Origin of the sequence: Bradyrhizobium algeriense, assembly GCF_036924595.1 — a bacterium.
In the GTDB taxonomy this organism is placed as follows: domain Bacteria; phylum Pseudomonadota; class Alphaproteobacteria; order Rhizobiales; family Xanthobacteraceae; genus Bradyrhizobium; species Bradyrhizobium algeriense.
Map to the genome: position 1 here is coordinate 5,797,198 of NZ_JAZHRV010000001.1, position 19,648 is coordinate 5,816,845.

Genomic DNA, 19,648 nt, shown 5'->3' on the forward strand with positions numbered 1-19,648 from the left:
TCCTTGAGCCTGGCTAAGAGCCCGCGATGTCAGGCGGATGGATCGGCTCAGGCGCGCCGCTCACGGCGGGCGCAATGAGAACGAGGGCGCGGACATGGGATGGATGCAGAAGCGCGGTGTCGAGCGCGACCCGTCCACCCTGGGAGCATCCAACAAGGATCGCCGGCGCGCCGTTCCCGACGGCGTCAATCACCGCCAGCAAATCCGCGACGGCGGAAAAGTCTTCCTTTTCCGCGCGGGTCTCGCCAAAGCCGCGCCGATCATACGCGATCGCCTTGTTGCTTGCGCCGACGGCATCGAGTTGCGCGCGCCACATGCGGCTATCGCAGACCGCGGCGTGCAGAAAGACCACGGGGTCGCCGTCGCCGACGACTTTCACAGCCAGCCTGGCTTGGCCGGACGCAATCTGATGATTTGAATTCATGATTCGTGCTAGCCGATGCCGAAGGGAGCGGCCAGCAAGTAGCCCACGCAAGGCGCAACGATATGCGCGGAAAAAGACAAGCCGGAAGCCCCCCGCTGTCCCCCTAACCCGTCATTGCGAGCGAAGCGAAGCAATCCATCTATCCCCGTGCGGAGAAATGGATTGCTTCGCTTCGCTCGCAATGACGTGGAGGCAGCCTTAACTAACGCCCCGGCCGCAGTTCCAAACTCTCCAATCCGGCGGCAATGCTGACGCCGACCTGGCCCTGCACGCTCAAGGGCTGCAACGCGATCGAATTGGCGGAGCCGCCGACCAGCACGTTGCCGCCAATGCCGACGCCGAGGGTCGCGCTGCCCTGCGCGCCGACATAGTCGCCGGACAGGCCGCCCGGCCCGAGCCGCGCGACAGGCGCGAACACGCCCCAGGCCAGCGCCGATTCCTGGGTGATGCCGAGATCGAGTCCGACTTTGCGGATGGTGGCGATGTAGCGGTCTTCCGGCATGCCGTCGGCGCGCAGCACGCAGCCGAGATTGGTGACGGAACCGACGATGAAGCCGACGCTGGCGCCGCCGCGGCACTCCAGCACGCCGACCTGCACGCGCTGCACCTGCTGCGCATGGGCGCCGCCTATGGAAGTGGCGAGCATGGTCAGCGCGGCACCGGCGAGAATGAGAGAGCGACGCATGAAGAATCTCCGGCTGGGAAAATGTGATGCGAGCAGAGAATTGAAGAAGGCGCCGTGCCCGCGGCGCGCTTCGTTCTATGCCACAACATCAGTGACCGTGCCAGATTCGCTCTTTGCTACGTCATTCCGGGGCGCGCAAAGCGCGAACCCGCAATCTCGAGATTCCCCGATGCGCAATTGCGCATCTATGGTCTGGTCCTTCGGACCATCCCGGAATGACAGGGACTCATAATGAAAAAAAGGCCCGCTTTCGCGGGCCTCTTCCTGAAAGATGCTGGTCAATCTCAACCGCGATGACGATGGCGGTGACGCGTGTGCCGGCGCGGGCCGTAGCCGTTGAACGGCTGCAGCTCGAGGCCGGCGATGCCGGCAGCGACATTCAGCCCGGTCTGTCCCTGCACGCTGATCGGCTGCAGAGCGTAGGCATTGGCGGGACCGCCAACCAGAAAATTGCCGCCGCCGCCGACGCCGATCGATGCATTGGCGCCGACGCCGCCATAGCTGCCGGCGAGTTCGCCGCGTCCGAGCCGGCTGTTCGGCGCGCTGACCGCCCAGGACAACTGCGTCTGCTCGGTGACGCCGAGATCGAGACCGATGCGCTGCACCTTGGCGATGTAAGGTTCAGGACGGCGGCCTTCGCTGCGGAACACGCATTCCAGGCTCGTCACCGAGCCGACCACGAAGCCGACATTCTGGCCGCCCTGGCATTGCAGGATGCCGGCGCGAACCACCGGCGGCGCCGCGTCAGCGCTTGCGATCGGCGCGAGCAACGAAAGCGTGGCGAGTGTCAATGTCAGGAATCGCATGTGTCCCAGTCTCCGCATGTTGATGAACAAATTCAGCGGAGCGGACAGGATGGAAGCGCCGTGTCGAAAACATGGCGCGCCCATAAAAAACAGAGCGCCTCGATGAGAAGCCGTCAAAACTTCGCGCAGATCACGCGTGATGTGATTTGACGACCGCTTTTTTGACGCGTTTCGCTGACGAGAACCGGAACCCATCCCGCATCGAGTGCGGGACGGGCCTGTGAGGCGAAAACGCCTCTTATCTCAAATTGCCGCAGAAGCGCTGGATGCGTTTGCAGGCGTCTTCGAGATCGGAGGTTTTGGTCGCGTAGGAAATCCGGAACGCCGGTCCAAGCCCGAACGCCGAACCCTGCACGACGGCGACGCCCTCGCTCTCCAAAAGCTCGGTGACGAAGTCCTCGTCATTGGCGATCACCTTGCCGGACGGCGAGGTCTTGCCGATGGTGCCGGCGCAGGACGGATAGACGTAGAACGCGCCCTCGGGCCGCGGGCATTCGATGCCCTTGGCCTGGTTGAGCATCGACACCACGAGATCGCGGCGCTCCTTGAACACCTTGTTGTGCACCGGAATGAAGTCCTGCGGACCGTTCAACGCTTCCACCGAAGCCCACTGCGCGATCGACGACGGGTTCGAGGTCGACTGCGACTGGATCGTCGACATCGCCTTGATCAGGTCGGCGGGGCCGCCGGCATAGCCGATGCGCCAGCCGGTCATGCAATAGGCTTTCGACACGCCGTTCACCGTCAGCGTGCGCTCGTACAGTTTCGGTTCGACCTGCGCGGGCGTTGCGAACTGGAAGTCGTCATAGACGAGGTGCTCGTACATGTCGTCGGTCATCACCCAGACATGCGGGTGCTTCATCAGCACATCGGTGATCGCCTTCAGCTCAGCGCGCGTATAGGCGGCGCCGGTCGGGTTCGACGGCGAGCACAGGATGATCCACTTGGTCTTCGGCGTGATCGCCTTTTCGAGATCCTCGGGCCGCAGCTTGAAGCCGCTCGACGCCGGGCACACCACCGGCACCGTCTCGCCGCCGGCGAGCGCCACCATTTCCGGATAGCTGACCCAGTACGGCGCCGGGATGATCACCTCGTCGCCGGGATTGAGCGTCGCCATCAGCGCGTTGTAGAGCACCTGCTTGCCGCCGGTGCCAACGATGATCTGGTTCGGCTTATACGTCAGGCCGTTCTCGCGCTGGAATTTTGCGATGATGGCTTCCTTCAGCTCGGGAATGCCGCCGACATCGGTATACTTGGTCTTGCCGGCCTCGATGGCGTGGATCGCCGCCAGCTTGATGTTGGCGGGCGTATCGAAATCCGGCTCGCCGGCGCCAAGACCAATGACGTTGCGGCCCGCCGCTTTCAGCGCGCGCGCTTTATCCGTGACCGCGATCGTCGCGGACGGCTTCACACGGGCGAGCGAGGCGGACAGGAAGGGCATCATCATCTCCTGGCAAACGTCGTGAGCTGAAGAAATTCACGACTCATTTTTGATGGGAACGCTGCACCCTAAGGCGCGCCGCGCTGCATCGCAAGAAGCTTGGCCGGATAGGGGTCAAACTTTAGGGAGCGTCGAACAGGCTCGGTACGATCGGGGCAATATCGGCGCAATATTCGCGAAGTTCCGCGGCGAATTGGCTCATATCTGACAAGGGGCCGGCAAGGCTCGAGCGTCCGGCACGGATCGCGATGCCGGGAGCGGTTGACGGCCCGAGGCTGTCCTACACGGCCACTGCCCTGCATGCCCGCAGCCGAAGGCCGCCCGGCATCCCGGTTCTCCACCACGCGCTGGCGGACGGCGTGGCGCACGCCTGTTCGCAACCCATGTCGACTCAACGCCAAGGTGTCTCGCACGCGATTCGGTTTCCCTTCGCTCACGCCGGAAGCGGACGCGGACAGCTTGATCGCGAAGGCTTGAATCGGTCTCCTCCTCCGCTCTCGTCCACGTGATCCCAGCGCCGTGGCATGCCATGCTGCGCGCGTGCAGTGCAGTAGAGCTTTTCGACTTTTTCCATTCCGCGGGCCTTGCGACGCATTCGTATCGGCATCATTGTTTAGCCGCGTTGCGGCGCGAGAGCTTTCCGCAGTGCGCTTACCGCGTGCGCGATTCGAGCCTTAAGTGAACCCAACGACGATGTACAAACTCTATTCGATGCAGCGCTCCGGCAACAGCTACAAGGTCCGCCTTGCGCTGGCGCTGCTCAACGCGCCGTATCAGGCGATCGAAGTCGACATTCTCCGCGGCGAAAGCCGCACGCCGGATTTTCTGGAGAAGAATCCCAGCGGACAGGTGCCGCTGCTGGAAGTCGCCGACGGACGCTATCTCGCCGAGTCCAACGCCATCCTCTGGTATGTCTGCGGCGGCACTTCGCTGGCTCCGGAGTCACGGGTCGAGCGCGCCGAAGCGCTGCAATGGATGTTCTTCGAGCAGCACGCGCTCGAGCCCAATATCGGCGCCGCCTATTTCTGGCTGTCGCTGGTCAAAGGCGGCCGCGACCTGCAGACGCATGCGCTGGAGGACTGGATGGAGCGCGGCTATGCCGCGCTTCAGGTGATGGAAAACCATCTCAAGACCCGCGCCTATTTCGCCGCGGGGCAGCTGACGGTCGCCGATATCGCGCTGTACGGTTACACACATGTCGCCGACCGCTGCGACTATGACCTGGCGACCTTCCCCGCCATCCGCGCCTGGCTGCGGCGGGTCGAGCAGACCCCCGGCTTCGTCACCATGGACTGGCAGCCGGAGGCCGAGGTCGACGACCAGGCCGACATCGCCGCCGGCGCATAACCGCCGCCGCGCCTGCCGCCGGCCTCCTCACTTTCGCGCGAGCATGCCGCCAAAGGTTAACAATAGCGGGCATAACGTTAACCTTTGCCGCATTCCCGCCATTTTCAGCCTCCGGTCGCCGCAATGTTGCCGGTGATGATTGCAAGATTTTCCTGACGTCGCGTGAGTCGCGGGTGATTCGTCCCGCGTTACAAGGATTTAGGCCAATGATACGGTCACCCGGCGCGGTCGGCTTCGAGAGCAGCCGAGCGCCTGTCGCTTCTTCCCGGTTACTTGGTGCCATCGCCACATCGCTCGCGATCGGCACGCTATCGCTTTGCCTCATGGTCACCCTGACGGTGCTGTCGATCAAGGCCACCGTGGCGATGCCCTTTCCGTAATGGTTGCGGCTTTTCCGTTTGCATCATTAGCGAACGCGCGATGACCGTCATCGCGATTGGACGGACAGGATGAAGACACCTGTCGGCCTTGTGACCGCGGCCTTGGCGGTCGCGATCCTGCTTGCCGTCTCGTTCCTGATCGCCACCAGCACCCGCGGCCAGGAGCAGGCATTTGGTTCGTCGGCGGGCGAACTCGACGTCCGGACCATCGCCAGAGGCCTCGCTAATCCCTGGGCGCTGGCGTTCCTGCCTGACGGCAAGATGCTGGTGACCGAGCGTCCGGGCCGCATGCGCATCGTTACGACCGAAGGACAGATCTCGCCGCCGCTGAAGGGCGTTCCCGAGGTCTGGGCGTCCGGCCAGGGCGGCCTGCTCGATGTCGTCGTCGACAAAGCCTTTGCGCAGAACAAAACCATCTATTTCTGCTTTGCCGAACGAACCGAAGGTGGCGGGCGCACCACGGTCGCTCGCGCACAACTCAACGACGGCAGCGGCCGCCTCGACGACGTCAAGATCATCTTCCGCCAGCAAGGGCCGCTGTCATCAGGCAATCACTACGGTTGCCGCATCGCGCAGGCCGAGGACGGCAATCTGTTCGTGGCGCTGGGCGATCATTTCACTCACCGCGACCAGGCGCAGAATCTCGGCAACCATCTCGGCAAACTGATCCGGATCGCGCCCGATGGTTCGGTGCCATCAGGCAATCCGTTCGCGGGCCGCACTGACGCCAAGCCAGAGATCTGGAGTTACGGGCACCGCAACGTGCAGGCGCTCGCGATCAATCCGGCTTCCGGCGACCCCTGGGAAATCGAGCACGGCCCGCGCGGCGGCGACGAGGTCAATCTGATCGGCAAGGGCAAGAATTACGGCTGGCCGGTGATCGGCCACGGCATCGATTATTCCGGCGCCAAGATCCACGACGCTACGGCCAAGGACGGCATGGAGCAGCCGCTCAAATACTGGGTGCCGTCGATCGCGCCGTCGGGCATGGCCTTCTATACCGGAAAGCTGTTTCCGAAATGGAACGGCAGCCTGTTTACCGGCGCGCTGCGCGGCGCGATGCTGGTGCGGCTGACGCTGAACGGCAACGCTGTAACGTCGGAGGAACGCCTGCTGCAAAACTTGCATGAGCGTATCAGGGACGTTCGCCAGGGGCCGGACGGCGCGCTGTGGCTGCTGACGGACAGTTCGAACGGACGGGTATTGCGGGTGGCGCCGGTTGCGAAGTGAAGTTGCGCATTTGGTGGGAACGGCGGGAAACTAAACCTCTTGTTGACACGCGCACTATATGTACATATATCTGTACATATCGCCGTGCAGCACAAAGGTAGAAGAGATGGCGCACGTTTCTTACACTGAACTGCGTAACAACCTCGCGTCCTACATGGACGCGGTTTGCGATGATCGCGCCCCCCTGTTCGTCACCCGCCAGAATGCCCGCACCGTCGTTCTCATGGCCGAGGATGAGTATGAGAGTCTCATGGAGACAGTCCACCTCCTGAAGAGTCCCGCCAATGCAGTACGTCTTCTACGTTCCATCAAGGAAGCGGACGAGGGCAAACTAACTGAACGCGAGTTGATCGAGCCAACAAAGGCAGGTTCGGCCAAGGTATGAAAACCGCTTGGACGGAAGATGCCTGGCAAGACTATCTGCAATGGCAAAAGGAGGATGAAAAGATCCTCGAAGTCATAAACGGTCTAATCAAAGATATTAAGCGCGATCCGTTCAAGGGGCTTGGGAAACCAGAGCCCCTTAAACATGCGCTCCAGGGATGGTGGTCGCGCCGCATTTCAGGCGAACATCGCTTGGTGTATCGCGTTTCTGGAAAGGGTGACACTCAGCAACTCGACATTGCTCAGTGCCGCTATCATTACTAGCGGGCCATTTTTCCAGCCTTCTTTCTCTTAGCTACTTTCTCAGCCTTCAGCGGCTCATGCGATTGAGCGGCGTTCCCCGAACACGCCGTTGCCATCAACTCACGCCCATTTGTGAAAAATCAAAAACGCACCGAAGGCGATGAAGGCAAAACCGAGCGCGTGATTCCAGCCCAGCGGCTCCTTGAGATAGAGCACCGAGAAGCAGGCGAACACCACCAGCGTGATCACCTCCTGCATGGTCTTGAGCTGCGCCGCCGAATACACCGCGCTGCCCCAGCGGTTGGCCGGCACCGCCAGCCAGTATTCGACGAAGGCGATGCTCCAGCTCGCCAGCACGACCATCGGCAGCGGGCTCTCCTTGAATTTCAGATGGCCATACCAGGCAAAGGTCATGAAGACGTTGGAGGCGAACAGCATCAGGATCGGCAGCAGCGTCGGGGAAACAGTGGGCATCGATGTCCTCTTGCAATATGTCGTGCCGGCTCAACTTTCGGGTCTCTTAACCCGTTTCTCCGGCATTCGAATATCATTTGATTTCAAAAAAGCGAAAGCCCGCCGCATCGGCGCAACGCTCAATTAAGACTGGCGGCAGAAAGGCGTGCACAATCGCAACAATCAGGCATGCTTGCGCTTATTCCCGGCAAGTGACGAGAACGGCATGCAGTTAAACTGGCGCGCAATCTCCGGTCCGGCTCTTACGACAGCGACGGCGCTGGCAGCCTTCCTCGTCGATCGGCATTTCGTTCCTGTCCCCAATCCCGCGCCGCTGTTCGTCTGCATCGTAGCCCTTGCCGCTTCCGTCAGCGGCATCGTCTCCGGCATGGCCAGCGCCGTCATTGCGGTGGTGGCTTCCGCGCTGCTCTTCCTCAACCACCGCACAGCGCCCGGGTACGACATGTCGGACCTGGCGCGCATGCTGCTGCTGGCGGTGACCGCCGGCGGCACCGCGCTCATCACCGGCTTGCTGCGGCAAAAATGGGTCGATGCGTTCGCGTGGGAGAAGAAGCATCATGCCACCGCCGAACGGCTGTCGGCCGCGCTCGATCAGGTCGACATCGGCATCGTGCTGCTCGATGCCGATACCCGCGCCGAATTCATCAACCGCGCCTTCCGCGATTACTTCAAGCTGTCCGATGAGCAGGCCGACAGCAAGCCGCCCTTCATCGCGCTGATGTATCACGGCCGCGACACCGGCGCCTGGCAACTGCCGGAGGACGAATTGAACGCCTTCATCGCCAAGCGCACCGAAATGATCCGGGTCGGCGATTCCACGCCCATCAACATCGATCTCGCCGACGGGCAGGTGCTGCGCTTCATTTGCACGGCGCTGCCCGATGGCGGACGCATGCTGAGCTACACGCCGGTCACCGACCTCGTCCGCCACAGCGACGATCCCGGCAGCGCCGACTACTATCGCGCCCTGCGCGGCAGCTATCGCAGCCTTGCCCGCCACCTCGGCGCCGCGGAATAGCGGCGGCACACAGCGCTCGCTGCGACATTGATCCCCTCCTGCCCTGTCTGTAGTAATGAACGGGCATCCTCCTGCGCGGCCTCGACGCGCCACCCCGCTACAGACGGAATCCCGCATGTCCGGCGACCTCACCATCCGCTTCGTCACCCGTCAGGACTACGCGCAATGGCTTCCGCTGTGGGACGGCTACAACGCCTTCTACGGCCGCTCGGGTCCGACCGCGCTGGCGCCCGAGATCACGGCAATGACGTGGGCCCGCTTCTTCGACGCCTATGAGCCGGTGTATGCGCTGGTCGCCGAGAGCGGCGGCGAGCTGCTTGGGCTGACGCATTATCTGTTTCACCGCTCGACGATCATGATCGAGCCGAACTGCTATCTGCAGGATCTGTTCACGAGCGCGGCGGCGCGCGGCAAGGGCGTCGGCCGCGCCTTGATCAACGGCGTGTACGAACAGGCGAAGCTGGCTGGATCTTCCCGCGTCTATTGGCAGACGCACGAGACCAACCACACCGCGATGCTGCTTTACGACAAGGTGGCGGAGCGCTCCGGCTTCGTCGTCTACCGCAAGCTGTTCTGACACAGTTTTGTGAAGACAGTCCCGTCAGGCCGCCTGTGGATAAGTCCTGATGTCACCGCCGCGTAACAAAGCGCGGATAGGTTGCGCCTGCGTCTGATCAGGCCCCCCGTCTCAGATCACGCGCCCCAAGCGGCCCCCGTCAGTCGCCGCGTCTGACCGGGGCCGCATCTTTTTTGCCGCATGGCTGCCAAGCGTGGCGGCCGATATTACAGCTGCTTGCGGGTCGAAGCCGTGCGGGCCACAATGCCGGCCCCCTCTCCCCGCGTGCTTTCCACAGGATCGATCCATGCAAATTCGCAACCTCGGCGGCTCCGGCCTGCGCGTTTCCGCCGTCGGGCTCGGCTGCAACAATTTCGGCCAGCGCACTGACCTCGAGACCTCGCGCAAGGTCATCCACAAGGCGATCGATCTCGGCATCACGCTGTTCGACACTGCCGACATCTATGCCGGCATGGGCGGCTCCGAGACCGTGCTGGGCACCGTGCTCGGCGACCGCCGCAAGGACATCGTGCTGGCGACGAAATATTCCAAGCCGATGGCAACCGACGGCACCAGGCAGGGCGCCTCGCGCCGCTACATCATGTCCGCGGTCGAGGCCAGCCTGACGCGGCTGAAGACCGACTACATCGATCTCTACCAGCAGCACGATTACGATTCGCTGACGCCGATGGAAGAGACGCTGCGCGCGCTCGACGATCTCGTCCGCCAGGGCAAGGTCCGCTATATCGGCAATTCGAATTTTCCGGCCTGGCGCATCGCGGAAGCGGAAATGATGGCGCGGCAGATGAATGTCAGCCGCTTCGTCTCCTGCCAGGACGAATATAGCCTCGTGGTGCGCGGCATCGAAAAGGATCTGCTGCCGGCCGCAACGGAATACAAGCTCGGGCTATTGCCGTTCTTCCCGCTGGCGAGCGGCCTGCTCACCGGCAAATACAAGCGCGGCACTGCTGCCCCCGACGACACCCGCTTCGCCAAGGCACCGGCCTTGAAGGACCGCTACGTCACGCCGCGTAACGAGGACATCGTCGAGAAGCTGCAGGCGTTTGCGCAAGCGCGCGGTCACACCATGCTCGAACTCGCCTTCTCCTGGCTGGCGTCGCGCCCGCAAGTCTCGAGCGTCATCGCCGGCGCGACGCGTGTCGAACAGGTCGAGCAGAACGTGAAGGCCATCGGCTGGAGTTTGAGCGCGGAGGAGATCGCGGAGGTGGATGAGACTACGAAGTAGCGGCATCGGCACTCTCTCCGCTCCCTCTCCCCGTCCTTCACGGGGAGAGGGTCGGGGTGAGGGGCACTCTCCGCGAGCCGTGAACGACGTGAGACCTGTACCCCCTCACCCGGATTGCTTCGCAATCCGACCTCTCCCCGCAAGCGGGGCGAGGTTGGAGCGAGTTTCTATTTCAAGAGCTCGGCCTGAATCGTGAGCAGCACGCCCTCGATATTTCCGAGCACATCATTGTTCCAGAAGCGGAGCACTCGGTAGTTCTCCTCCATCAAGCGACGATCGCGGATTGGGTCAGTTGCGGACTCACTATGCTGTCCGCCGTCGACTTCGATAACCAGCCGTTGCTCACGACAAACGAAATCGCAGATGTAACCGAGTATCGGCTGCTGCCTGACGAACTTGTGTCCATCAATTTGCCGGTTGCGAATGCGATTCCAGAGAACGGTTTCTGCATCGGTCTGGTTGCCACGCAGTCGTCTCGCGATTCGGATGGTCTTTTCATTGCGGCCGCGCATCGCCCTGCCCCTCACCCGCCGCGCAAGGGCGCGGCGACCTCTCCCCGCAAAGAGCGTGGAGAGGTTGAACCTACCCCACCAATCCCTGCATCGGCTTCACCGGCGCGCTGTCCGGAAACACATTCTCCGCCAGCACCTTCTCGGCAATCCCGAACTGGTCCTTCAGCACGCCCTTCATCACCGCGCGCAAGTCCGTGGTCGGCGCGAGGTCGCGGCCCTGATAGAGGCTCGCCGGCTTCAGCCCCGGCCAGTCCGCGATCACGCGGCCGCCTTTCACCGCGCCGCCGGCGACGAGCGCGATGGTGCCGGTGCCGTGGTCAGTGCCCTGGGTGCCGTTGATGCGCGCGGTGCGGCCGAATTCGGTGGCGACCACGATCACGGTGTCGCGCCAGCGTGGCCCCAGCCCGGTTTCGAATTCCGCCAAGGCGCCGTCGAGGCCACCAAGCAATTGCGCCAGCCGCCCGACCGGCCCGCCTTCATTGGCATGGGTGTCCCAGCCGTCGAAGGCGAGCGCGCCGATCCGCGGGCCGTCGTCGGCGGCCATCAGCTTGGCGGCGCCGCGCGCCACCAGCCGCATCGCAGCCACGCCATTGGTGCCGGGCTTCGGCTTCATGTCGTCGCCTTGCGCGGCCTTGTCGAGCGCCAGCCCCTGCTTCAACGCATTCGCCAGCGCGGGATCGCGGTGTTGATAAAGTTCGACGAGCCGCATCGCAGTATCCTCCGCAGCCTGCGGCAGCGCGACCGGCGCCCAGCCGACAGTTGGCGCCGCGCCGCGCAGCACCAGCGGCGTGGTCGGGCCGACCGCAAGTCCGCTTGTCACCCGCTCGCCTTTCGGCAGGCCCTCCAGCGCGCGGTTGAGCCAGCCGGACTGCACCCGGCCCGGACCCGCAAAACCGCTTTCGAGCACGTCCTGCCCGTCGAAATGCGAACGGTCGCGATATGACGTCGCCACTGCATGGATCACGGCAGCCTTCTTCTCGCGATACATCCGTGCAAATTCCGGCATTGCCGGATGCAGCGAAAAGAAATTGTCGAGCCCTACAGCCGCGTTCGGGCCGCTCGACGACAATGCGATCGAACCATGCAGGCCGGCATAGTCAGGATCGCCAATCGGCGCGACGGTGGCGAGCCCATCGAGCGCGCCGCGCAGGATGACGACCACCAGCCGCGGATCGCGGCCGTCGGCGGCGCGCGCGAATTTCGGCAAATAGGCCCATGCCGCAAAGGAGGCGCCACCGAGCAATAGCGCGCGCCGCGACGTCACCAGCGATCGCATGTCCTCGCAGCAGCCCATTGTCGTTTCCATTGATGTCATCTCCTCTGGAATTCCGGCGACATCAACAGCAGCGCCAGCGCCTGCTGCCGCGATTCCGCGCGCTCGATGGTTTTCCGCGTCTCTGATGACGCCGCGTCCGCGGCAACGAGTTCGAGCAGGTCGCGCGGATCGACGCCGTCGGCGAGCCGGGAGGCGATCTGCGCTGAGATATCGAGCCGCAGCTTGATGCCTTCCGGCGCTGCCCAGGCCGCGTCCGTATCCGGGAAGCCGTTCGGCCCCGCGGGCGACCACAGCGGCTGGCCCAACGCGTTGAGGCCGCCGAGATAGCGGCCGGGATCGTTCGGAATCTGCGCGAGCAATCTTCCGGCCGCGACCAGGAATTCGTAAGGCGAGCGCATCTTGGAGAGCGGCGCCTTCCAGGCATCATCGGAATCCACCAGCGCCGTCGCCAGCGCCTTGAGATCGCCGTCGGTTCGCATGAAGACGTCGGCGAGCCGCGCCACCAAAGCCGGCGGCGGATCGTCGGCCACGAAGTGACGCGCGAATTTGGTCGCGATGAATTTCGCAGTCGACGGATGGCGCGCAATGTCCGCCAGCACCGCCTCGCCCTGCCTGACGTCGGGGGCGTCGTAGATTTTTCCCATCACCCGCTGCGCGCCGGGCTGATGCGCGTTGGCATTGAACACGAAGCTGCCGGGCGCCCCCAATTGCCCCAGCCTTCCCGCATAGGTCCAGCCCGTGATGATGTTCGCGAGCGACGTGACGTCCGCTTGCGAATAACCGCCGCCGACGCCGAGCGTATGCAGTTCCAGGATTTCGCGGGCAAGGTTTTCGTTCAGTCCGCGGTTGCGGTTTTTCCCGGCGCGCGAATCCGGGCCCAGCGATTGCTGGTTATCGAGAAAGAACAGCATCGCCGGATGCTGCTCGACCGCCTTCAGCATGTCGCCGAAACGCCCGAGCACGTGCGGCCGGATCGCCTCGCGCTCGAACGAGCCGGCCCACATCCGCGCCGGCCCGCCCTTGTTGGCGGAGATGCAGAAATGATTGGACCAGAACACCACCAGCCGCTCGGTAAATCCGCAATCGGCCATGACGGCCCGCTGCAGCCGCGCCAGCGCTTCGGCGCGAAAGGTTTTCTGGATGATGTTGAGCGGTGCCGGTGGCGGCTTTGGCGCATTCGGACGCATCGCTTCAGCAGGCGCCATGGCCGCATTGGGATTGTCCGGCGGTTTCGCCGGCTGTTCCTTTGACGGTTCTCTGGGCGCCATATCCATGGCGATGCTGTTGAGCGAAAGGTTTCGGCGCTGCGCTTTCGCATCCGGCGGCGGTTGACCTTCGGTGGCAGGCGCCGCCGACTTGGCGGCGGCGTCGCGGGCCTGCTGGATCTCGAACTGATAGTCGAACACGGCCTTGCCGAGCGCCGGCGTCGACTGGAGTCCCGGCACTTCGAGCAGCACGCCATTGGGACGGGCAAGTTCTGCCTTGACGAAGCCGCGCGGATCGGAGGCGGCATTGAGAAAATCGCCGGATGCTCCGCCGCGCGCGCCCAGTCCGAAGCGATTGAGCGCAACAAGGGCTGCTTGCGAATCGCGGGCCATCGGATTTCCCTTAGAATTTCCCGGGCGTATAGTAGCTGCCGAGTATAACGCGCCTCGGCATGAACCCGGGATTAATTCCGCGTCAGGATGTTGCCCCGTTGATGACAAATCGCTTGGAAAATCAGCCCACGCGCCGCCTCGCCTGCGCCGGATGCGGAACCGAATTCAATTGCAGCCTGTCCGGCCCCTGCTGGTGCAGCGACGAGGCGTTCCGCCTGCCGATGCCCACGGATGGCGACGATTGTCTCTGCCCTGACTGCCTGCGCAAGCTGGCGGACCAGGGCGCGGGCGCGAGCGTGACATGACCGGAAAATGGAATGTCAGCGCCGTCCTCCTCGACATGGACGGCACGCTGCTCGACACCGAGAAAGTCTATTTCAACAGCCTCGTCGCGGCGCTCAATGCGCGTGGCTACGCCGATGACGCCATTGCGCTCTGCCACGCCATGGTCGGCCTTCCCGGACCAGCCTGCGAGGCCATGCTGCTCGATCGCTACGGCAACAACTTTCCGCTCGCCGAGATCAACCGCGCCTTCCTCGTCAATCGCGACAGATTCATGGAGGCCGGCCTGCCGCTCAAGCCCGGCACACTGGAACTGCTCGACGGGCTCGCCGCCGCCGATTGCCCGATGGCGATTGTGACCTCGTCGTCACGCCGCTCCGCCGAGCGCAATCTTTCGCTTGCTGGAATCCGCTCGCGCTTCGACACCATCCTGACGCTGGACGATGTCGCGCGCGGCAAGCCGAGCCCGGACCTCTATCTCCTCGCGGCGAGACGCCTTGGCCTCGCCCCGCAGGTCTGCATCGCGGTGGAAGATTCAAATCACGGCGTGACCGCCTCCCACGCTGCCGGCGCGATCACGATCATGGTGCCAGACATGGCGCCGCCGACCGACGAGACGCGCGCGAAATGCGCGGCCGTACTCCCCGACCTGAATGCGGTGCTGCAGACGTTGCGGGAGCGGTCGTCGTTACTCCACCGGCCCGGCAAATAGCAGCAGATTACCGTCCGGATCTTTCACGATGAAATTGCGCGCGCCCCAGGGCTCCCGCCTCAGCGTCTGGAAGAAGGTGACGCCCGCCGACTGATACGCAAGGAAGAGTTTTTTGATCTCTTCCGCGGTCGCGACCGTGAGCGAAGCGGCGAGCAACTCTTCGCGGTCGCGCAGTTCGGGATCTATCGGCGGTTTGGCGACGCAGCGCAAGTTGATCCGTGCCGCATTGCGCGCGACCTGGGCGTAAAATGGCGGCTCGCCATAGGTGAAGACCACGGTGAAGCCGAGCTTGCCCGCAAAGAAATCGCAGGACGCCTTGATATCGGCGACGAAGAGCTGCGGCTCGGCGGCGGTGATGACGGCTGCGGTGGAAGTGGTGTCTGCATGATCCGACATGGTCGAAAATCCTGTCTTGAGCGCCTGCCAGCTCTCGAAACCATGCTGCCGCGCGACCAGCTCCTGCGCATCGCTGAGGCGAAAATGGTGCGCGAGGATGTCAGGATCGGTCATCTGGCTAAAGCGGGGCAAGCCCGACCTGATCTGGGCGGCGGCCGGATAGTAACGGTCACGATGCCAGCACAGGATGAGCTTGGCCTGTTTGCGAAGGTTTTCGAGATTCGGCATGGGCGCAGCTACGGTTGATGTCGCGTAGGTGGGCATTGCCCCTTCGGCCGAAAGCCGATGCGCCCTACATGCAGCGGGGGTCAGGATGCCGGGCCGTCTCGCGGCTGTCAATCGGCCTCTCGCGTGGCGCCCGCGCTAACGTCGGCTGCGCCGCCGCGCCATCGCAGCGCCTACCAGAGAGGATGCCGCTGCGCCTGCCGTTTCTCTCAGGCGGACTAAGCGGCGTCTTTGGTCGCAATCATTGTCCGCAGGTCGTCCGCCAGTTCGCGGTAATGCAAGCCGAGGCGCAAGTACAGCTCGCGCTTCGCCCCATCCGTCGTCAGCTTGCCAATCAAATCGCATTCGGCAGCAAGAGTTTCAAACCGCTCCAATTTGGCTTCAAGGTCGGTCATGACACGCCTCCCCCTAACGGCTAGCAAGGAGATAAGACTACGCCTTCATTTTACGTCACAGCTAACATCGTTATCGGATAGAACTAATTTACAGCCTCGGCGATAGGCCGGACAGTCGCGCAATCATTGCCTGCTGATTTGCGTCAGCGAACGCCGTTGCTGCCGCCAACCGACGCCGCGATCGGCGCCGGCCGGCGATCTCGCCGGCCCACGCGCCCCGCCGACGCTACCCGTGATATCCCGGCGACTTCCGCGCCAGCCCATCAAACGCGTCAAACAGCCGCTCGCGCCAGGCATAAACCGGATCGTCCTCCAACAGCAGCTTGAACGGGCTGACCACCCGCGCCCACTGGAACGCGCCGAACACGATGTAGTCCGCATAGTTCGCCCTCGCGCCGCCGATATAGGCTTGCGTCCTTAGCGTCAGCCGCAACGGGTCGAGCGATTTGCGGAAACCTTCGACCGCCTTGTCGCGGCTGGCCATGATCTCTTCCAGCGGCTTGCCGAAACGCGCCTCGCGGCTTTTGCGGAAATAGGCCGCGTCCTCCGGCTTCAGGTTGAGCGGGATGTCGGCGATGATGAGCGGAAACATGCCGCCGATCACCCCGTCGCCCCACCAGTTCAGCATCCGCGCCATGGCGCGGCCGCCCTCGCCGCCGAACAGCGACGGCCGGTCCGGATAGGCGTCTTCGAGATAGTTGGCGATGGTCCAGGAATCGACGACCGCGCTATCGCCGTCGAGCAGCACCGGCACTTTCTCCGAACCATGCGGCGCGATCGCGCTTTTCTCGGTGAAGCACCACGGGATGGTTTCCGCCGACAGCCCCTTATGCGCCAACGCCATCCGCGTCCGCCAGCAGAACGGGCTGAAGGGGCGGGACGGGTCGGTGCCGACGAGTTCATAGAGTTTGAGAGACATGGCGGCATTTTGCGCGAATAGCGGCGACGATGGAAGCGAAACATCGCCAGCGCGAGAACATTTCTGAAACGTCGCTGCGACTGCACAGCTCTACGCCGTGCAATCGCAGCAACTATTGAACATCACAACCGATGGCAGGCGCCGAGACACCTAGACCGTCGAGATGCCGTCGATCGGGCTGATGTCGCCGACGAACCTCAGCAGGTCGGCCATGGTGAAATCACCAGGAGTCTTGGACGGCAGCGTCGGCTTCCAGTTCTTGCCCTTCAGCCACAAGTACGACTGGTGGTCGCCGTGCACGAGGCCGACGAACACTTCCGCCACGATCGTGGCTCCGACCGGTCCGAGCTTCTCGCCGCCGCCACGCTGCTCCGCCTCCTTGAGAATGTAGTACCAGAGCGGCGTGTGCTCGTGCAGGCCGTGCTTCTTGGCCACCGCGCCGTCCGTCCCCTTCGCGATCTCGGCCGAAGTGAGCGGATTCTTGATCTTCATCGCCCTGGCGACGTCCTGTCCGGACGGCAGGCCCAGCATGACGCCGCGCTTCAGGTTGCGGAACGGAAGGCTGCCGCCGCCGCCCGGCAGATCGTGCAACTGGGGCATCAGGAACGGATCGACCTTTCGCGAGGGATTGAGCCGCACATTGGGGGGATTGGTTGCCAGCACTTCATGGTAGCGGCGCCAGTCGATGATCCAGTTGCTGGAAAGCACCGGGATTGGCAGCGGCGGCTGCACCGGATCAGGCGCGAGATCGCCGATGATTCCGCCCGACAGGCCGGTGAATCTGAACAGCAGATCGAGCGTGGCGGGAATGCCGCCGCCCGGCGTGAACTTGCGATTGTGGCTGTAGACCTCGCGCACCATGCTGTGGCCGAACCGGTACGCCGCCACAGAGAACTCGACCGGCATGTAGGGCGTCCTCTTGAAGCGGTAGAAGCGTCGGCCCTGGTCGAGGATCTTGGCGACGATTCCCTTCTCGGTGATGCGCTCCACGAAATCGTGCAGCACCATCCATTGATAGTGCCAGGTCACCATCTGGCGCGCCTGTGCGAATATCTCGCCGGCCGGTACCCCGGACGCAGCAAGCTGGTCGCAGACCTTGTTGTGAAACTTCAGCATCGCCAGGTGCGTCTGCGCGACGACGAGATTTTCGTCATTGCGATGATCGCCGATCAGCGCGAAGCCTTCCGGGTTACGCGGCAGGTCGTTGCGCGGCGTGATGGTTACGTCATCAACGCTGATGGTCTTGCCGGTCAATAGTTTCGGACCGGGCGTCTTGCCGTCGGCATCGCCGGTATTGCGCGCGTAAAGCTGCCGGCTGCCGTCAGGGCCGAGACCGTAGACACTGTCGAGATCGAGTGCCGGCGTGCGGAAGTTTTCGACCGCCAGCGGGTCGGCTTCCTTGTCGCCGAGCGAGGTGAGATCGAGCGTGATGTCGTGATCGACGAACTGGCCGAGATAGGTGAACCCCGCCGGGATCTTGGTGTTGTTGCCGGCGGCGTCGCCCGGGTTGGCGTCCTTCATCGCGTCGGCAAGTTCCTTCAGCGGAGCGTCGTCGACGGCGAGCGGTTCGAGGTTCGGGAACATCCGCCCGAACATGCCGGGATCGTCATGCCCGGAAAGCGAATCCAGAAATTGTCGGGTCGGTTGGCGGCCAGCTTTGCCATGGCCGGGCTGGACATTCACTTGTGTTGCCATCACTTCCTCCAATCAAAAAATGTTGGGAGAAGAGGGGTACCGGTGTGTCGCGGTGTCAGGTCAATAAAGGTTCAGGTAAAATTAGCTCGATACCCCTCGAGAGGGTTCAATCAGCAAAACCCACCTCCAGATTGTGGCCAATCGGAGCGCGGTGCCAGCGGTTTATTTTTCGATTTGTGTGACCAGCTTCACTGACTGGGGCGTTTCGTCATTCAGCGGATTCGCAGGCCTGGCTCGAGTTGCTCCATGATACGGCCGACGCGAGCTAACACGCCCGATGGCTACCTTCTCGGCTCATACCGCATCGCCACGTAAGCGTACCACAGATCAAGGACGGTTACGGGAAGGGCCTGAACGACTGACGCCTCACCTCATGCCCATGGTAATCTGGCTTTGCTAAAGCGCCCCAGCATTTGGTGTCGCGGTCGCACGGAGGGGCGTTGAATCTCGTCGGAAGAGGATATCGAGATGACTGAGCGAATTTCGTTGGAGGGGAAGGTCGCGGTTGTGACTGGCGCAGGCCGCGGGCTCGGGCGGGCATACGTCGAGCTTCTCGCTGAACGCGGTGCCCGGACCGTGGTGAACGACCTGGGGACCGACGTATCGGGGTTCGGGAAAGACTCCACGATAGCGGAACAGGTGGCCGACCTCATTCGGTCACGTGGAGGCGAGGCAGTCGCGAATGACAGCGATATTTCCACCCCTGAAGGTGGCAGTGACCTGATCGCGGCGACCATCGAACATTTCGGGAGAATAGACCTTCTCGTGAACAACGCTGGTATCTGTGGAAGCCAGCTATTCGAGGACGCCACCCTTGACGATTTCGATCACTATTGGCGCGTGCACCTCGGCGGGCCGGTTAACACGGTGAAGGCTGCTTGGCCGTATATGGTCGCACAGCGCTATGGGAAGATCATCCTTACGACGTCAGTCAGCGGTCTGTTCGGACTACGTGGCCAAACCACCTATGCGGCGGCCAAGTGCGCAGTAGTCGGATTGATGCGCATTCTTGCAATTGAAGGTGCTGAACATGGGATACTCGTGAACACCATTTCGCCAGTCGGGTACACAAGGATGCACCCGGCCGCGGGATCCCGCCTGTCTGAAGCAGATGGAAGAGCCAGCATGCCGGTTGAGGCTGTTGCGCCGGCGATCGTCTGGCTGGCAAGCGATAGTTGTTCGGAGACGAACCGCATCTACAACGTGGGAGCTGGAGCAATCCAACGTATCGCTATCGTCATGGGGCTTGGCTTCTACGATGCACATCTGACACCCGAGAGCATCGCCGAGAACTACGCCAAGGTCGAATCGATCGAGGGCTTCTCCGAACCGGGTCCGTTCGAGCCGAGTTCGTAAGCCGCCGCCGCACGGTCTCGGCCGACGCCTAGCGAGATGACGATTCGA

At 63.1% G+C, this 19,648-nt stretch carries 22 protein-coding genes; 10 read left to right on the plus strand and 12 right to left on the minus strand.

Annotation, left to right across the window (positions count from 1 at the left end):
- Window positions 1-13: 13 nt before the first annotated feature.
- The 4 genes from V1286_RS27915 to V1286_RS27930 form a co-directional block, all read right to left on the minus strand.
- Window positions 14-424, minus strand: coding sequence for an alpha/beta fold hydrolase (locus V1286_RS27915; RefSeq protein WP_334485064.1), 411 nt, complete (start codon window positions 422-424; stop codon window positions 14-16).
- A gap of 202 nt (window positions 425-626) precedes the next feature.
- The gene (locus V1286_RS27920) at window positions 627-1,109 is read right to left on the minus strand and encodes a DUF992 domain-containing protein (protein WP_334485066.1); all 483 of its coding nucleotides are present in this window, start codon (window positions 1,107-1,109) and stop codon (window positions 627-629) included.
- A gap of 284 nt (window positions 1,110-1,393) precedes the next feature.
- Window positions 1,394-1,915, minus strand: coding sequence for a DUF992 domain-containing protein (locus tag V1286_RS27925; protein ID WP_334485068.1), 522 nt, complete (start codon window positions 1,913-1,915; stop codon window positions 1,394-1,396).
- Window positions 1,916-2,153: 238 nt separating this feature from the next.
- Window positions 2,154-3,356, minus strand: a complete 1,203-nt coding sequence (locus tag V1286_RS27930) for a pyridoxal phosphate-dependent aminotransferase (RefSeq protein WP_334485070.1) — start codon at window positions 3,354-3,356, stop codon at window positions 2,154-2,156.
- A gap of 693 nt (window positions 3,357-4,049) precedes the next feature.
- Between V1286_RS27930 and V1286_RS27935 the strand changes: the two genes are divergently transcribed.
- The 5 genes from V1286_RS27935 to V1286_RS27955 all read left to right on the plus strand — a co-directional run bounded on the left by V1286_RS27935 (window position 4,050) and on the right by V1286_RS27955 (window position 6,961).
- Window positions 4,050-4,703: a glutathione S-transferase family protein gene (locus tag V1286_RS27935; protein ID WP_108521990.1), complete on the plus strand. Its 654-nt coding sequence runs from the start codon at window positions 4,050-4,052 to the stop codon at window positions 4,701-4,703.
- Between the two features lie 206 nt (window positions 4,704-4,909).
- On the plus strand, window positions 4,910-5,083 hold the full coding sequence (locus tag V1286_RS27940) for a hypothetical protein (RefSeq protein ID WP_247780862.1): 174 nt from the start codon (window positions 4,910-4,912) through the stop codon (window positions 5,081-5,083).
- A 69-nt stretch (window positions 5,084-5,152) separates the two neighbouring features.
- Window positions 5,153-6,313, plus strand: a complete 1,161-nt coding sequence (locus V1286_RS27945) for a PQQ-dependent sugar dehydrogenase (protein ID WP_334485072.1) — start codon at window positions 5,153-5,155, stop codon at window positions 6,311-6,313.
- Window positions 6,314-6,419: 106 nt separating this feature from the next.
- A complete protein-coding gene (locus V1286_RS27950) occupies window positions 6,420-6,698 on the plus strand; it encodes a type II toxin-antitoxin system Phd/YefM family antitoxin (protein WP_334485074.1) in 279 nt (92 codons plus the stop codon).
- Window positions 6,695-6,961, plus strand: coding sequence for a Txe/YoeB family addiction module toxin (locus V1286_RS27955; protein WP_247780867.1), 267 nt, complete (start codon window positions 6,695-6,697; stop codon window positions 6,959-6,961). Before V1286_RS27950 ends, V1286_RS27955 begins: the two co-directional genes overlap by 4 nt.
- Before the next feature lie 99 nt (window positions 6,962-7,060).
- Here V1286_RS27955 and V1286_RS27960 read toward each other — a convergent pair whose 3' ends face one another.
- A complete protein-coding gene (locus V1286_RS27960; RefSeq protein WP_334485076.1) occupies window positions 7,061-7,414 on the minus strand; it encodes a DMT family protein in 354 nt (117 codons plus the stop codon).
- Window positions 7,415-7,619: 205 nt separating this feature from the next.
- On the opposite strand from V1286_RS27960, the gene V1286_RS27965 reads away from it, so the two are divergent.
- The 3 genes from V1286_RS27965 to V1286_RS27975 all read left to right on the plus strand — a co-directional run bounded on the left by V1286_RS27965 (window position 7,620) and on the right by V1286_RS27975 (window position 10,234).
- On the plus strand, window positions 7,620-8,432 hold the full coding sequence (locus V1286_RS27965; RefSeq protein ID WP_334485078.1) for a PAS-domain containing protein: 813 nt from the start codon (window positions 7,620-7,622) through the stop codon (window positions 8,430-8,432).
- A gap of 115 nt (window positions 8,433-8,547) precedes the next feature.
- Window positions 8,548-9,009 carry a GNAT family N-acetyltransferase gene (locus V1286_RS27970; RefSeq protein WP_334485080.1) on the plus strand — a complete coding sequence of 154 codons (462 nt, stop codon included), beginning with the start codon at window positions 8,548-8,550 and terminating at the stop codon, window positions 9,007-9,009.
- 286 nt (window positions 9,010-9,295) lie between these two features.
- Complete coding sequence (locus V1286_RS27975) at window positions 9,296-10,234, plus strand: aldo/keto reductase (RefSeq protein ID WP_334485082.1); 939 nt, start codon at window positions 9,296-9,298, stop codon at window positions 10,232-10,234.
- 167 nt (window positions 10,235-10,401) lie between these two features.
- Here V1286_RS27975 and V1286_RS27980 read toward each other — a convergent pair whose 3' ends face one another.
- From V1286_RS27980 to V1286_RS27990, 3 genes are all read right to left on the minus strand, one after another.
- Window positions 10,402-10,746 carry an endonuclease domain-containing protein gene (locus V1286_RS27980; RefSeq protein ID WP_334485084.1) on the minus strand — a complete coding sequence of 115 codons (345 nt, stop codon included), beginning with the start codon at window positions 10,744-10,746 and terminating at the stop codon, window positions 10,402-10,404.
- Window positions 10,747-10,816: 70 nt separating this feature from the next.
- Entirely contained in the window at window positions 10,817-12,052 is a 1,236-nt protein-coding gene (locus V1286_RS27985) for a DUF1501 domain-containing protein (RefSeq protein WP_334485086.1), read from the minus strand.
- Window positions 12,053-12,057: 5 nt separating this feature from the next.
- Window positions 12,058-13,620 carry a DUF1800 domain-containing protein gene (locus tag V1286_RS27990; protein WP_334485088.1) on the minus strand — a complete coding sequence of 521 codons (1,563 nt, stop codon included), beginning with the start codon at window positions 13,618-13,620 and terminating at the stop codon, window positions 12,058-12,060.
- A gap of 301 nt (window positions 13,621-13,921) precedes the next feature.
- On the opposite strand from V1286_RS27990, the gene V1286_RS28000 reads away from it, so the two are divergent.
- The gene (locus V1286_RS28000) at window positions 13,922-14,614 is read left to right on the plus strand and encodes an HAD family hydrolase (protein ID WP_334485090.1); all 693 of its coding nucleotides are present in this window, start codon (window positions 13,922-13,924) and stop codon (window positions 14,612-14,614) included.
- Here the strand turns inward: V1286_RS28000 and V1286_RS28005 are convergent.
- From V1286_RS28005 to V1286_RS28020, 4 genes are all read right to left on the minus strand, one after another.
- Window positions 14,591-15,238, minus strand: a complete 648-nt coding sequence (locus V1286_RS28005) for a VOC family protein (protein ID WP_334489952.1) — start codon at window positions 15,236-15,238, stop codon at window positions 14,591-14,593. The two genes, V1286_RS28000 and V1286_RS28005, sit on opposite strands and share 24 nt — an antisense overlap.
- A gap of 215 nt (window positions 15,239-15,453) precedes the next feature.
- Window positions 15,454-15,630, minus strand: a complete 177-nt coding sequence (locus V1286_RS28010; protein WP_334485092.1) for a hypothetical protein — start codon at window positions 15,628-15,630, stop codon at window positions 15,454-15,456.
- A gap of 226 nt (window positions 15,631-15,856) precedes the next feature.
- A complete protein-coding gene (locus V1286_RS28015; protein WP_334485094.1) occupies window positions 15,857-16,549 on the minus strand; it encodes a glutathione S-transferase family protein in 693 nt (230 codons plus the stop codon).
- 150 nt (window positions 16,550-16,699) lie between these two features.
- Window positions 16,700-18,244: a peroxidase family protein gene (locus V1286_RS28020; protein WP_334485096.1), complete on the minus strand. Its 1,545-nt coding sequence runs from the start codon at window positions 18,242-18,244 to the stop codon at window positions 16,700-16,702.
- A gap of 468 nt (window positions 18,245-18,712) precedes the next feature.
- Here V1286_RS28020 and V1286_RS28025 point away from each other — a divergent pair, with 468 nt between their 5' ends.
- The gene (locus tag V1286_RS28025; protein WP_334485097.1) at window positions 18,713-19,600 is read left to right on the plus strand and encodes an SDR family NAD(P)-dependent oxidoreductase; all 888 of its coding nucleotides are present in this window, start codon (window positions 18,713-18,715) and stop codon (window positions 19,598-19,600) included.
- Window positions 19,601-19,648: the final 48 nt, after the last annotated feature.